Consider the following 13,322-nt stretch of genomic DNA (forward strand, 5'->3'; position numbering starts at 1 on the left):
ACCTTACCTGTCGCAGCGCCGCCGTCAGCGGTGAACCGTACTGTAACCGGCAGCGTGTTCAGGTGGCGGCAATGCTGGCGCCGCCGGACGCCGGTTGCTGGCGGTACCAATGCTCGATCAGGCCCCGCGAAATGGAGATCGGCGGCGACAGACGGATGCCTTCACCATCGTCCTCGACGTCACGTGCGAGGGCAGCTCCCACCTCTTCGGCGCTGAACCAGCGCGCGTCTTCCAGCTCCCCATCCACGGTCGGCACGTCGTCCTGTGCCTGCGCCCGGAAACCGACCATCAATGCACCGGGGAACGGCCAGGGCTGCGAGCCCAGGTACTGGCAGGCGGTCACCCGCACCTTGCTCTCTTCGTGCACTTCGCGCGCTACGGTCTGTTCGAAGGTCTCGCCCGGCTCGACAAAGCCGGCCAGCACCGAATAGCGGCGCGGCGCCCAGTTGGACTGGCGGCCCAGCAACAGCCGTCCCTGGTTTTCCACGGCGACGATCACTGCCGGATCAACGCGCGGGTAGTGCTCGGTCGCGCACTGCGGGCAGCGGCCGACGAAGCCGCCACGGGCGAACGTCACGGCCGTGCCGCAGACGCCGCAGAAGCGGGTGCGCGACTGCCAGTAGGACATGCCGCGGGCATAGCTGAAGGCGGTGGCATCGGCCACGGTCCACAGCAGTGCGGCCTGGCGCAGATCGAGGCGGCGTGGGGCGGTGACGGTCACGCTGGCAGCTTCCACCGAGAACCACGCCTGCTCGCCACGCAGGCCGAGGAAGATGGCGACACCGGGCCCGCCACCGACATCAGCGCCGGTCAGCGCCAACGGCTGGTCGTCATCACCGGTGAAGGCGGTGCCGTCCTGGTCCAGGACAAGAATGCGCGCATCCGGCCACAGGCGCGCCAGAGCATCGGCATCTTCGCGCATGGCATCGGCGCGCTCCAACGGTTCACCCACGAAGGCAAAACCGGAAAGCGGCGAAGGAGAAGTGAGCATCCAGCTAGCCTGCCGCCAATCGATGCGGGTGGCAAGGTCGGCGCTGTGCGCAATCTGCTGTTGTGGTTGCAGGACAGGCCATCCACGCATGGCGTGGATCTACCGAAGGCACCGCGCGGGGCGCATGCCCCACGCCCTGCAATTACATGCTGAAACTGCTGCCGCAGCCGCAGGTGGTCTTGGCGTTCGGATTGCGGATCACGAACTGCGCACCGGTCAGGCTCTCGGTGTAATCCACCTCGGCGCCCATCAGGTACTGCAGGCTGAGCGGATCGACCAGCAGGGTGACCCCGCTGGTCTGCACCGCCAGGTCATCGCCGGCACGGTTCTCATCGAACTCGAACCCGTACTGGAAGCCCGAACAGCCGCCACCCTCGATGTACACGCGCAACGACAGGTCGGGGTTGCCCTCGTCCTGGATCAGTTCCTTGACCTTGGCCGCAGCGGCCTCGGTGAAGTTCAGCGGCCGATCCAGCGACTGGTAGTCGGGCGCGGCGGCCGGCGTGGCGCCGGGGAGGGAGACGAGCGTGTTCATGGGCTCAGCATGGGGGCGCAGGCGGTGGCTTTCAAGCCATCGCCTCGGCCAGCTTGCGGCGCGCGGCGGTGTCGCCCTTGCCGTCACCGGCGTCCTGGCTCTCCGGCGCTGGCAGGGCCTGCATCGGGGCGCTGGCATGGATCAGCCGGCCGTTCAGCTGGGCGCCCGCATTCATTTCCACTACCTGGTAATGAACGTTGCCGTTGACCCGGGCACTCGGGGTCAGTTCGACCTTCTCGGTGGCATGCACGTCGCCGTCCAGACGGCCACTGATGACCACCACCTGGGCACGGATCTCGCCTTCGATCACGCCGTGCTCGGCGAGGGTCAGGGTCGCCGCGCTGGCGCCCTCCTGGGCAATCACCTTGCCGTGGATGCGACCTTCCACGTACAGGCCACCACTGAATTCCACATCGCCACGGATCACCACCTGGTTGCCGATCAGGGCATCCACCACCAGTTGGCCATCACGGCTGGATTTGCTGCTTCCGAACATCTGCCTACTCCCCTTTGCTGGCCGGTGCGCCGGCCTGTTTCCAGTCGAATACCTGCGTGGTGCCCCCCGCACCACTCCCCAATGTCACCTTCACCCGTTGCGGGGTGAAGTCAGCCGGCAGCATCACGCTGCCGGTGAGCTGCTGGAAGTACCGGAACGAGTAATCCTGTCCCGGCACCTTGCTGCGCTGGTGCAGCTCGTCCCAGCTGATGGTGGCCAGCTTGCCGTTCTTCACGCCTTCCACCGTGAAACGCATCTGCCCCTGGCTGATCGCCCCCCGGTTGAGGTTCTGGGTCAGCACCACGCTGTACTGCCAGGTGCCGGCCGATTCCGGGCTGAATTCAATCGAATGGGTGTTCAGGCCCTTGCGCTGGCTGGTCGAGCCCACCAGGCGTTCGTAGAAGGCGACGTCAGCACGCAGGCCAGCGATCTCTTCATCGCGCTCGGCCAGCGAAGACTGCACTTCGTTGTTGGCGGCGCGGCTGATGCGGTCCGACGCTTCCAGCGTGGCCTGCTTCTGCTGCAGCTCGGTCAACTGGGTCTGCAGGGTATCGGCGCGCTTCTCGGCAACCTGCACGCGCTGGCCCTGTTCACCGCGCGGCGCACCCAGCCAGCAGCCACCCAGCACCGCAAGCACCAGGCTCAGTAGCCAGATGCCCGCGATCACCAGCAGGCGACGGCGGTCGGCAGGTGGTTGCGGGGCACCGGGAAGGCGGACCTGCACACGCATGGGAGGGCGGTTGTTCATGGGTAGTCTCCGTGGCATCGCAGTGGCGACGCCAGTACGGCCCCTGGGGCAAACGACGGGCTAGTGTATGACAGGAACGGCAGGTTTCCCCCGTGCCGGCCGGCACCGGGCGGTGGCATTCAGCCACTCCATCGTCGATAGTGTGGCACCCCGCACAGTTCCGCCGCCGGAGCCCGCCATGACCGAAGCCCACCTGTTCGTGATCGGCATCCTGCTGGCCTGGCTGGCCGGTATCCGCGTCTACCTCACCGTATTCGGCGTCGGCATTGCCGGCCTGCTCGGCTGGGTCGACCTGCCACCGGCACTGCAGGCCACCGAGTCGTGGTGGGTGCTGGGCACGTCGGCGGCGCTGGCCATCGCCGAATTCTTCGCGGACAAGATTCCCGGCGTCGATTCAGCCTGGGACCTGGTGCAGACCCTGGCGCGCGTACCCGCCGGTGCCTTCCTCGCAGCAGCGACATTGTCACCCGATGGCGATCTGGGCACCGGTGCACTGGTGGCCGGCGCGGGCGTTGCACTGGCCAGCCACGGCCTGAAGGCCGGCACCCGCGCCCTGCTCAACACATCGCCGGAGCCGGCCAGCAACTGGATCGCCTCGGCGGCCGAAGATACCGTGGTGATCGGCGGGCTGGCGCTCGCGCTGGCGCATCCATGGATCGCGCTGGTGGTGGTGCTGGCCTGCAGCCTGGCCGGTGCATTGCTGGTCTGGCTGGTCTGGCGCACCCTGTGGAAAAGCGTGCGCTGGTTGGCACGTGGCGGCAGCGACGACGGACAACGGCAACCCGGTACCGGCTGATCGGCGGGCTTGTCGCATAATGGCCACGAACACCAGGAGCATCGATGGCCGCAAACGAATCCGCCACGGGCCCCCGCCCGGGACGCGCTGAAACCCCTCCGGCCGATCATTGGCAACGTTGGGCCGCCCCCTTGGCTGCGGCCACGCCTGCCGAGGCACCGCCGTCAGCGACCGTGCAGATGCCGGCCTCGTCAGCACCCAGCGACGGTACCCGACTGGCTGCTCCGCCGCCGCTGCCCTCCGCCGCAGCACTGCCAGAGGCGGGCAACAATGACATGGCGCCTGTCGACGCCGACTCGCCCTACCGCGTGCTGATCGTCGAAGACGACCGTGCCCAGGCGCTGTTCGCGCAGAGCGTGCTGCATGGCGCCGGCATGCAGGCGATCGTGCTCGGCGACGCCGATGGCGTGCAGCAGGCCATCCGCGAGCAACGCCCGGACCTGATCCTGATGGATCTGCACCTGCCCGGGCTGGATGGCATGCGGCTGACCGCGATGATCCGCCAGCAGCCCGGCATGCAGCTGCTGCCGATCGTATTCCTCAGCGGCGATCCGGACCCGGAGCGCCAGTTCGAAGTGCTCGACTGCGGCGCCGACGATTACCTGAGCAAGCCGATCCGGCCGCGCCACCTGATCGCCGCGGTGGCCAACCGTATCCGCCGCGCACGCGCGCAGGCCGCAACCCTGCCGGGTGCCAACGGCGCACCGGCGACCAGCAACCCGGAAACCGGGCTGCCCACGCGCCACCACGTGCTGCAGCAGCTCAACGCAACGCTTGCCCAGCACGAACGCGGTGGCGTGTTCTTCGTGGAAATCTCCAGCGCGCTGGGCCTGCGCGAGCGCTACGGCTACGCGGCCTTCGAGCGGCTGATGGTGCAGGCCGGGCAACGCCTTGCCGAAGCCGGCCATCCGCACCTGTTGGCGCGCCTGAACGACAACAGCTTCCTGCTGCTGGCACGCAACACCGATGAGGAGAGCCTGGAAGCGATCGCCGGCACCCTGCGCGAGCAGCTGTCCGCGCGCGCCTTCGTGATCCGCGACGACGAATCGGTGCACCTGCGTGGCGTGGTCGGCTACGCGCCGCTGTCGCCGGGTTTCGACGATGCCAGCAGCGCCCTGGAAGCGGTCGAACGCACCACCCTGCAGGCACGCCTGCTCAGCGCCGGTGTGGCGGGCCACGTGCACCGCCAGGTGACCACCGAGCAGGAGCACCTGGCGCTGCTGGAAGGCCAGCTGGAGCTCGCTTACCAGCCGATCGTCGCCGTCGCCGGCGGCAGCAGCGCGCAGTACCAGCTGCTGCTGCGCCTGCGCCGGACCGATGGCAGCGTGCTGACCGCCGGCCAGGTGATTCCGGCGGCCGAAGCTGCCGGCCGCATCGCCGACCTCGACCAGCAGGTGCTGGAGCATGCGATGGGCCTGCTCGACCTGTATCGCCATGCCACCCAACCGCTGAACCTGTTCGTTTCGCAGTCGCTGCGTACCCTGCAGCGCGATGCCTTCGCCGACTGGCTGCTGGAATCGCTGCAGCAACGCCGCCTGCCCGGCAGCGCGCTGGTGATCGACGTGCGCCTGCCCGATGCGCTGATCCACACCGTGCCGTTGCAGCAGTTCTGCCAGCGCATGGCCAGCGTCGGCGTGCGCTTCTGCCTGAGCCAGTTCGAACCGGGCAGCGAAGCCCTGGCCCTGCTCACCCAGCTGCCGCTGTCGTTCGTGCGCATGGCCGCACGCTTTTCCAGCAGCCACTCCAACCCGGATACGCGCGAAGAACTGCGCCAATCGATCGAGCAGGCGCATGCAGCCGGCCTGCAGATCATCGGCCAGCAGATCGAGGATCCGCAGGCAGCGGCCGCGATGTGGGTCGGTGGTGTCGATTACATCCAGGGCAACATGGTGCAGTCGGCCGGCAGCGACCTGAACTTCGACTTCCACAACGCGGTGCTCTGAGTGGCATCGACGGTCGCGCTGCTGGCGGTGCTGGCCTTGGCCATCATCGCCCTGCTGGTACAGGGCCTGCGATTGCGTTCGCGCGGTCACGCGCTGGCGGTACTGCAGCGCGACCGCATCACCCTGATCAGCGAGCGCGACCAGCTGCGGCGCACCACCGAGCGCCAGGGCCAGCTGGAACATCAGCTGCTGCAGGCCAAGCAGGCGGCCGAAGCGGCGGTGCTGGCCAAGGGCGAGTTCCTGGCCACCATGAGCCATGAGATCCGCACGCCGCTCAACGGCATCCTGCCGATGCTGGAGCTGATCGCCCGTGGTCCACTCGGCGAGGACCAGCGGCAGATGCTGGCCACTGCCTCGGCCAGCTCGCAGCAGCTGCTGCGCATCGTCGATGACATCCTCGATTACTCGCGACTGGAAGCGCAGGCACTGGAACTGGAGATCACCAGCTTCAACCTGCGCGAGCTGCTCGACGGCGTGGTGCAGCTGCTGCAGCGCGCCGCCGAAGCCAAGGGCCTGACGCTGAGCCTGCAACTGGATCCGGCCGTGCGCCTGCCGGTACGCGGCGACCCGGTGCGCCTGCGCCAGGTACTGGGCAACCTGCTGGCCAATGCCATCAAATTCACCGCACGTGGCCAGGTGCAGCTGCGCGTGCAGCGGCTGGGCGAAGGCCCCGCCCAGCACCAGCTGCGTTTCGAAGTGGTCGACACCGGCATCGGCATCGATGAGGCCCAGCAGGCGCGGCTGTTCCAGTCCTTCAGCCAGGCCGACGCGTCCACCACCCGCATCTACGGTGGCACCGGCCTGGGCCTGGCCATCTGCAAGCGCATCACCGACCTGATGCATGGCGACATCGGCGTGCGGTCCACCCCGGGACAGGGTGCAACCTTCTGGTTCGAAATACCGCTGCTGAAGGTCCCCGGCGATCTGCCGGCGCTGGCACGCTCGCCGGCAGCGCTGCTGCTGTACACCGCCGATACGCAGCTGCAGCTACGCGTCGAACGCATCGCCGCGCACCACGGCCTGCAGGTACAGCTGCTGGCCAGCATCGATGAGGCAATGGAACGCCTGCGCGCAGCGCCACGTCCGGGCCAGAGCACGCCGGCATGGCTGCTGATCGACGCGCGCCAACGCCGCAATGGCGAGGCGGCCCTGCAGCGGGCCCTGGCCGAGCGCGGTGCCGACGACACGCTGCAGGTACTGTGGCTGCAGGACGATCCGATCACGCTGCGACCGCGCCAGCAGCAGCTGCACAGCACATTCAACGATGCCGCCCTGCACGCACTGCTGGCGCAGCCAACCGCCATCGCGCGTCCGGCAGCGCTGCTGGCCAACGCCGAAGACGCACAGCCGGCCGCCATGCTGCCGTCATTGGATCTGCGTGTCCTGCTGGTCGAGGACAATACGGTCAACCGGATGGTGGCCGAGCACCTGCTGCGGGTCTTCCAGTGCCAGGTGCGCAACGCCGCCGACGGCGAGCAGGCCCTCGCACTGTTGCGCGAAGGTGGAATCGACGTCGTGCTGATGGACTGCCAGATGCCGGTGCTCGACGGCTACGGCGCAACACAGCGCTGGCGCGAGGAAGAAGCCGATGCGGGGCGCACGCGGCTGCCGATCATCGCGATGACTGCGAATGCCATGGCGGGTGATCGCGAACGTTGCCTGCAGGCAGGCATGGACGACTATCTGTCCAAGCCGATCGCGCGGGAGGCGCTGCATGCGTTGCTGCAACGTTGGGGCCAGGCATCCGCGGATCGCGCACATGCAGCGCTGCCGGAACCTGTGCAATTGCCCGCAGCGCCGAGCGCGCCCGACGGCGAAGGCCCGCGCGATGAACGAGCACGCTCGATCCCGATTCCACAGCCGGTGCTTGATCGCAGCGTGCTGGATGAGCTGCACGCGGTGATCGGCGATGCCGCTGCGCAGATCGTGACGGTATTCCTGGAAGACGCACCGCAGTTGGTGCAGCAGTTGCAGCAGGCAGCGCAGGGCAACGACATCGAACGCCTGCAGGCGCTGTCGCACAGCCTGAAATCCTCCAGTGCCAACGTCGGTGCGCTGTCGCTGTCAGCAGTGGCGCGGCGGATCGAACACGAAGCCCGCAGTGGCAGCCTGCAGCGCCCTGCCGTGGCAGTAGCGCTGCTGGTGGCGGAGTTCGCCCGCGCACGCGTGGCGCTGACCGGCTATCTCGCCGGCCAGGCCCGCTGAATCACTCTTCGAGCTTGCTCAGCAGGTACTTCGGCTCACCGATGCGCTCGATCAGCTCCAGCTGGGTTTCCAGCCAGTCGATGTGCTCTTCCTCGGAGTCGAGGATCTTCACGAACAGCTGGCGGCTGACGTAGTCGCCGACCGAATCGGCGTAGGCCACCGCTTCGCGCAGAGTGACCACCCCATCGCGTTCCAGCGACAGATCGCACTGCAGGATCTCGGTCGGGTTCTCACCGATACGCAGCTTGCCCAGCGCCTGGAAGTTCGGCAGGCCTTCGAGGAACAGGATGCGATCGGCGAGCATGTCGGCATGCTTCATTTCCTCGATCGATTCCTTGTACTCGTGTTCGGCCAGTTCCTTGATGCCCCAGTTCTTCAGCATCTTGGCGTGCAGGAAGTACTGGTTGATCGCGGTCAGCTCGTTGTAGAGGACCTTGTTGAGGAATTCGATGACCTTGGTGTCGCCCTTCATGGGGATGCTCCTGCACGCTGAAATCGCGGGCACTGTAACGCCTTGCGCGCGCGCGTGAAGGAACGCGAATCGTGCGCATTGGCCAGTGCGGCCAGCAATGAATATCAGGAGAGCGCGGCGTCAACGCGCCGCGAAACGACTCAGGCGACCTGCGCCAGGCCCAGTACCGGCAGCGGCAGATCGTGGGTGGCACGTGCCTTGGCCAGCAGATCGCCGGCCATGTCCAGGCAGGAACCGCAGGTCGCGCCGCATCCGGTACGCATGGTCAGCTCGGCCACCGACGTGACGCCATGGCTGGCGGCTTCGCGGATCTGGTGGTCGGTAACACCGTTGCAGATGCAGACGTACACGGGCGGGAACCAGGGCAGCAGGCCAGTAGCGGCCTGGTCGCTATTCCAATGGAAACGAGAATGGTTGTCAATCAGAGACCTGAACCATTCTCGATACGGTTCAGCGTCCCGCCGAACCCGCCCGCGATGAGGGGGCTACAGACGCAGCAGCCCTAGCGCCAGCACCGGTGCACTGAAGAAGACGATCAGCCACTGCACGCCCCCGCCTGCCGCTCTCAGCCGCAGCAGGTGGTCCGCCAGCAACAGCGCACCTGCACAGGTCGCGAAGGCGAGGCACGCCCCCAGCGCAAGCGGCATCCATGCGAGGTCGCCGAGAACCACCACGCTCAACAACAGCCAGGGGAGGCTTGCCAGGCGGACAACCAGTCCTTGCCGGAAATAGCCGGCAGCGCTGCGTTGCGACCGATCGACCCGCTCGTTGCGCAGCCTGCGCGTCAAACCGCCCCCGGTTCACCCTTGGCTTTCCGCGGCCAGTACCCGCCGCGCATGGGTGTGCGCTTCCTGGGCCTGTCATGGCCGGCGGCGTGGCCTGGCATCCAGGCCTCGGCAGCGCTCTTGGGCATGGCACTGATGCCCTGCCCCGCCACCCCCTGGGCCAACGGCGCCAGATGCCGCAGGGCGCGCGCATAGACGCCACGCTTGAACACCACCACATGCTCCACCGGGTACCAGAAGTCGACCCAGCGCCAATGATCGAACTCGGGCGAGTCGGTATGGTCCAGGCTGACGTGGGCCTCGTCACCGGTCAGGCGCAGCAGGAACCAGACCTGCTTCTGGCCGATGCAGACCTGGCGTTCATTGCGGCGGATGGCACGCGCCGGCAGCTTGTAACGCAGCCAGCCCGGTGTCGCCCCGAGCACTTCAACGTGCTCCGGCAACAGCCCGGTCTCTTCCTGCAGTTCACGATACATGGCCTCGACAGGCGTCTCGTCGGTGTTCATGCCACCCTGCGGGAACTGCCAGCCATCCCGGCGCACACGTCGTGCCCAGAACACCTGCCCGTCCTGCCGCATCAGCACGATGCCGACGTTCGGTCGATAGCCGTCCGGATCGATCACGATGCGGACTCCTAAGAAAATCTACTGGTTGGGACTATCCCATGCCGTCTGTCGGGCCACAAGCTCGATACAAAGGTGTTGACAGTCCTTGTACACATCAGCAGAATAGCGGGCTCACCAAGGCTATGTAGCTCAGCCGGTTAGAGCACAGCACTCATAATGCTGGGGTCGGTGGTTCGAGTCCACCCATAGCCACCACACTGAAAATCAAGTTGTTTTTCAGCGTGAAGAGTGAGAAAATAGTTACACGTTACATTGCCCCTTAGCCAAGCGGTAAGGCACCTGACTCTGACTCAGGCATCGGTGGTTCGAATCCATCAGGGGCAGCCAAATTAAACGCGAAAGGCCAGATCGAAAGATCTGGCCTTTTGCGTTCGATCTGGTCACGCATTCCACCTTATCCCCGCGCCTGTCGGCGCACCCCTTGAACATCAAGGGGCCTCTCCTTCAGACAGAACTCCGGGGTCGGGTATGCGGAACCACGAGGAGCGCGGGCCGCTGGCCGGCAACCTCGAAATGCACACCCCCAGAACGACAAAAGCCCGGCCGAAGCCGGGCTTTTGCTTTTCCAGCCAGCGGGCTCCCGAAGGAGCCCAACCAGGCGCGGCAGATCAGCGCTTGGAGAACTGGGTGGCGCGGCGGGCCTTGTGCAGACCGACCTTCTTACGTTCGACTTCGCGGGCATCGCGGGTCATGAAGCCGGCCTTGCGCAGCTCGGACTTCAGGGTTTCGTCGTACTCGACCAGAGCACGGGCGATGCCCAGACGGATCGCACCGGCCTGGCCGGTGGTGCCGCCGCCAGCGGCGGTGACCAGGATGTCGAAGCTCTCGGTGTTCTTGGTCAGCTCGAGCGGCTGGCGCACGATCATGCGAGCGGTCTCACGGCCGAAGAACTCGTCCAGCGGACGGCCATTGACGGTGATGTTGCCCGAACCCTTGCGCAGGAACACGCGAGCGGTGGAGGACTTGCGGCGGCCAGTGCCGTAGTTTTGAGTGATAGCCATGATTAGATATCCAGAACCTGCGGCTGCTGTGCGGCGTGCGGATGCTCAGTGCCGGCGTAGACCTTGAGCTTGCGGTACATCTGGCGACCCAGCGTGCCCTTCGGCAGCATGCCCTTGACGGCGGTCTCGATCACGCGCTCCGGGTGGCGCTCAAGCGCCTGGGCGAGGGATTCGGTCTTCAGGTTGCCGATGTAACCGGTGAAACGGTGATACATCTTGTCCTGCAGCTTCTTGCCGGTGACGACAATCTTTTCTGCATTGATGACGACCAGGTAGTCGCCGGTATCAACGTGCGGGGTGTAGACCGGCTTGTGCTTGCCACGCAGACGGCGGGCCAGCTCGGTGCAGAGACGGCCCAGGGTCTTGCCCTCGGCGTCAACGAGGTACCAGTCGCGCTGGACGGTCTCGTTCTTGGCAGTGAAAGTGCTCATGAAGAACTCTTGGTTAGGTCGGGCTCATTGCGGCGAAGGACTCGCCGGAACTCTGCCACGCGTTGTGAAAGGTGGAGCGTAAGGGGCGGCATTGTACGCAGCTTGGCTGGCGGGTGCAAGCCGGCATCCGCCCCGGGTTGGCAGGGGGCCGGGGCCGGGCGAGAATCGGGCCTCCCCCGCTCCACGCCGTGCCGCCATGACCGTGCTTCGCCAGACCACCCCGCTGGACCACCTGCTGACCGAGGCGCAGCGCGCCCTGGACACGGTGTTCGGCAACCCGCCGGCCAGCCGCCCTTATCCGGCCACGGACACCGGCGAGCCCGGCATGGACAGCGCGCAGCGTCGCCACGCGGCCGGGCTGATGCGGATCAACCATGTCGGTGAGGTCTGCGCCCAGGGCCTGTATTTCGGCCAGGCCGCGGTGGCGCGCGATCCGGCGACCCGCGAGCATCTGCTGGAAGCGGCCCAGGAAGAGACCGATCATCTGGCGTGGTGCGCCACCCGCCTGGGCGAGCTGGACAGCCGCCCGAGCCTGTTCAATCCGCTCTGGTACGCCGGCAGCTACACCATCGGCACCCTGGCCGGGCTGCGTGGCGATGGCTGGAACCTGGGTTTCGTGGTCGAGACCGAGCGCCAGGTGGAAGCCCATCTGGACGAACACCTGGTCGACCTGCCGGCCGGCGACCTGCGCAGCCGCGCGGTCATCCGGGTGATGAAGGAAGACGAGGCCCGGCATGCCGAGCACGCCGAGCAGGCCGGCGCACGCCGCCTGCCGTTCCCGATTCCCGGCGCGATGGCGCTGGCCTCAAAGGTGATGAAGACCATTGCCTACCGCATTTGAGGGGAGCCCCCACCAACGGTGGGGCCCACCAAACCTCACGGTGGGGCCCGACGTTGGTCGGGCCACCTTTCAGTTGGGCGACACCAGCTTCAGGCCAATCACGCCGGCCACGATCAGGCCCACGCAGGCCAGGCGTGCCGGCGAGGCGCTGTCGTTGAACAGATAGATGCCCAGCACCGTCACGCCCATGGCGCCGATGCCGGTCCAGATCGCATAGGCCGTGCCGACCGGAATGTTCTTCATCGCCTGGCTCATCAGGTACAGGCTGATCAGGGCCGACACCACCGTCAGGGCGGTCGGCACGGGTTTGCTGAAACCTTCGGAGTACTTCATTCCAAGGGCGAATCCGATCTCGAACAGACCGGCCAGCAGCAGATAGATCCAGGGCATGGGTGGGGGCTCCTTACCTTTTTTGAGAAAAACGAAACGGCCCGGTGTTTTCACACCGGGCCGTAGGTCGGTACATCGCCGTGGAACTGAAGATTGCGCCAAGCGCAGGCTCCACGGGGCGGGGCGTCCCGCCTGGGTGGCGATGCCTGACGGCATCGCGCATGGGTCACTCAGCCAGGTTGCGGCCGTGGAACAGCTCTTCGATCTCACGACGCAGCAGCGCCTCGATCTTCATGCGTTCCTTGAACGAGATGTTCTTGGCCTTCTCCTCGAACAGGTACTGGTCCAGGTCGAAGTCCTTCAGGTGCATCTTCGTGTGGAAGATGTTTTCCTGGTAGACGTTAACGTCGAACATCTCGTAACGCGACTTGATGTTCTTGGCCAGGAAGTTCTGGATCGAGTTGATCTTGTGATCGATGTAGTGCTTTTTGCCCTTCACATCACGCGTGAAGCCACGGACACGGTAGTCCATGATCACGATGTCCGATTCCAGGCTCTCGATCAGGTAGTTCAGTGCCTTCAACGGCGAAATGACGCCGCAGGTAGCCACGTCGATATCGGCGCGGAAGGTGGCAATGCCTTCCTGCGGGTGCGTTTCCGGATAGGTGTGCACGGTGATGTGCGACTTGTCCATGTGCGCGACCACGGCATCGGAAATCAACTCCTTGCCGGCCTGCTTCTTGTCGATCACCGGCTCTTCGGAGATCAGGATCGTCACCGAGGCACCCTGCGGATCGTAATCCTGGCGCGCCACGTTGAGGATGTTGGCGCCGATGATCTCAGCGACATCGGTCAAGATTTGAGTAAGCCTGTCGGCGTTGTACTCTTCATCGATGTATTCAATGTAACGCTGACGCTCCTCTTCGGTGCGCGCGTAACACACGTCATAGATGTTGAAGCTCAGCGCCTTGGTGAGGTTGTTGAAACCCTGCAACCTCAGGCGAGGCAACGGCTTGACCACGGCGGTCGATTCCTGTGTAAGAAGGGAAAGGGTGAATTATGCGGCATAAGTGTCTCCAGGGGGAACGTGAAGACGCTCAGCTTCTGGCACACTGTTTGCCC

The 13,322-nt window shown here is 65.8% G+C and carries 16 protein-coding genes and 2 tRNA genes; 6 read left to right on the plus strand and 12 right to left on the minus strand.

The window, feature by feature from the left end; genetic code table 11:
- Positions 1 to 58 precede the first annotated feature (58 nt).
- The 4 genes from nudC to QP457_RS19720 form a co-directional block, all read right to left on the minus strand.
- Entirely contained in the window at positions 59 to 991 is a 933-nt protein-coding gene (gene nudC, locus QP457_RS19705; RefSeq protein ID WP_089237348.1) for an NAD(+) diphosphatase, read from the minus strand.
- A gap of 142 nt (positions 992 to 1,133) precedes the next feature.
- Positions 1,134 to 1,526 (minus strand): iron-sulfur cluster insertion protein ErpA, encoded by a 393-nt coding sequence (gene erpA, locus QP457_RS19710; RefSeq protein ID WP_025874631.1) that lies wholly within the window; start codon positions 1,524 to 1,526, stop codon positions 1,134 to 1,136.
- Positions 1,527 to 1,557: 31 nt separating this feature from the next.
- Positions 1,558 to 2,022: a polymer-forming cytoskeletal protein gene (locus QP457_RS19715; RefSeq protein WP_089237350.1), complete on the minus strand. Its 465-nt coding sequence runs from the start codon at positions 2,020 to 2,022 to the stop codon at positions 1,558 to 1,560.
- 4 nt (positions 2,023 to 2,026) lie between these two features.
- Positions 2,027 to 2,770 carry a DUF6776 family protein gene (locus QP457_RS19720; RefSeq protein ID WP_089237352.1) on the minus strand — a complete coding sequence of 248 codons (744 nt, stop codon included), beginning with the start codon at positions 2,768 to 2,770 and terminating at the stop codon, positions 2,027 to 2,029.
- Positions 2,771 to 2,948: 178 nt separating this feature from the next.
- On the opposite strand from QP457_RS19720, the gene QP457_RS19725 reads away from it, so the two are divergent.
- From QP457_RS19725 to QP457_RS19735, 3 genes are read left to right on the plus strand one after another with little or no spacing between them, the layout of a single operon-like run.
- Complete coding sequence (locus QP457_RS19725; RefSeq protein ID WP_205405207.1) at positions 2,949 to 3,566, plus strand: DUF4126 domain-containing protein; 618 nt, start codon at positions 2,949 to 2,951, stop codon at positions 3,564 to 3,566.
- Between the two features lie 44 nt (positions 3,567 to 3,610).
- On the plus strand, positions 3,611 to 5,509 hold the full coding sequence (locus tag QP457_RS19730; RefSeq protein WP_205405208.1) for an EAL domain-containing protein: 1,899 nt from the start codon (positions 3,611 to 3,613) through the stop codon (positions 5,507 to 5,509).
- Positions 5,510 to 7,714 carry a hybrid sensor histidine kinase/response regulator gene (locus QP457_RS19735; protein WP_205405209.1) on the plus strand — a complete coding sequence of 735 codons (2,205 nt, stop codon included), beginning with the start codon at positions 5,510 to 5,512 and terminating at the stop codon, positions 7,712 to 7,714.
- Between the two features lies 1 nt (position 7,715).
- Here QP457_RS19735 and bfr read toward each other — a convergent pair whose 3' ends face one another.
- From bfr to QP457_RS19755, 4 genes are all read right to left on the minus strand, one after another.
- Entirely contained in the window at positions 7,716 to 8,186 is a 471-nt protein-coding gene (bfr, locus tag QP457_RS19740) for a bacterioferritin (RefSeq protein ID WP_025874625.1), read from the minus strand.
- Between the two features lie 140 nt (positions 8,187 to 8,326).
- The gene (locus QP457_RS19745) at positions 8,327 to 8,536 is read right to left on the minus strand and encodes a bacterioferritin-associated ferredoxin (protein ID WP_089237360.1); all 210 of its coding nucleotides are present in this window, start codon (positions 8,534 to 8,536) and stop codon (positions 8,327 to 8,329) included.
- 135 nt (positions 8,537 to 8,671) lie between these two features.
- Positions 8,672 to 8,974, minus strand: coding sequence for a hypothetical protein (locus tag QP457_RS19750; RefSeq protein ID WP_240196533.1), 303 nt, complete (start codon positions 8,972 to 8,974; stop codon positions 8,672 to 8,674).
- Positions 8,971 to 9,594, minus strand: a complete 624-nt coding sequence (locus tag QP457_RS19755; RefSeq protein WP_025874624.1) for an RNA pyrophosphohydrolase — start codon at positions 9,592 to 9,594, stop codon at positions 8,971 to 8,973. Before QP457_RS19755 ends, QP457_RS19750 begins: the two co-directional genes overlap by 4 nt.
- A 121-nt stretch (positions 9,595 to 9,715) precedes the next feature.
- On the opposite strand from QP457_RS19755, the gene QP457_RS19760 reads away from it, so the two are divergent.
- Positions 9,716 to 9,792: transfer RNA gene (locus QP457_RS19760), tRNA-Met, on the plus strand.
- 58 nt (positions 9,793 to 9,850) lie between these two features.
- Positions 9,851 to 9,924 (plus strand) — tRNA-Gln (locus QP457_RS19765).
- 281 nt (positions 9,925 to 10,205) lie between these two features.
- Here QP457_RS19765 and rpsI read toward each other — a convergent pair.
- Together rpsI and rplM are read right to left on the minus strand one after the other, a co-directional pair.
- Positions 10,206 to 10,598 (minus strand): 30S ribosomal protein S9, encoded by a 393-nt coding sequence (gene rpsI, locus QP457_RS19770; RefSeq protein ID WP_005411311.1) that lies wholly within the window; start codon positions 10,596 to 10,598, stop codon positions 10,206 to 10,208.
- A gap of 2 nt (positions 10,599 to 10,600) precedes the next feature.
- On the minus strand, positions 10,601 to 11,029 hold the full coding sequence (gene rplM, locus QP457_RS19775) for a 50S ribosomal protein L13 (protein ID WP_025874623.1): 429 nt from the start codon (positions 11,027 to 11,029) through the stop codon (positions 10,601 to 10,603).
- Positions 11,030 to 11,225: 196 nt separating this feature from the next.
- Between rplM and coq7 the strand changes: the two genes are divergently transcribed.
- The gene (coq7, locus tag QP457_RS19780) at positions 11,226 to 11,870 is read left to right on the plus strand and encodes a 2-polyprenyl-3-methyl-6-methoxy-1,4-benzoquinone monooxygenase (RefSeq protein ID WP_100462173.1); all 645 of its coding nucleotides are present in this window, start codon (positions 11,226 to 11,228) and stop codon (positions 11,868 to 11,870) included.
- Positions 11,871 to 11,939: 69 nt separating this feature from the next.
- Here coq7 and sugE read toward each other — a convergent pair whose 3' ends face one another.
- Complete coding sequence (gene sugE / locus QP457_RS19785; RefSeq protein ID WP_025874621.1) at positions 11,940 to 12,260, minus strand: quaternary ammonium compound efflux SMR transporter SugE; 321 nt, start codon at positions 12,258 to 12,260, stop codon at positions 11,940 to 11,942.
- 166 nt (positions 12,261 to 12,426) lie between these two features.
- Positions 12,427 to 13,221, minus strand: a complete 795-nt coding sequence (gene speD / locus QP457_RS19790; protein ID WP_025874620.1) for an adenosylmethionine decarboxylase — start codon at positions 13,219 to 13,221, stop codon at positions 12,427 to 12,429.
- Positions 13,222 to 13,322 lie beyond the last annotated feature (101 nt).

The sequence above is a fragment of the Stenotrophomonas sp. As-7 genome (assembly GCF_030291015.1).
Lineage (GTDB): Bacteria > Pseudomonadota > Gammaproteobacteria > Xanthomonadales > Xanthomonadaceae > Stenotrophomonas > Stenotrophomonas lactitubi.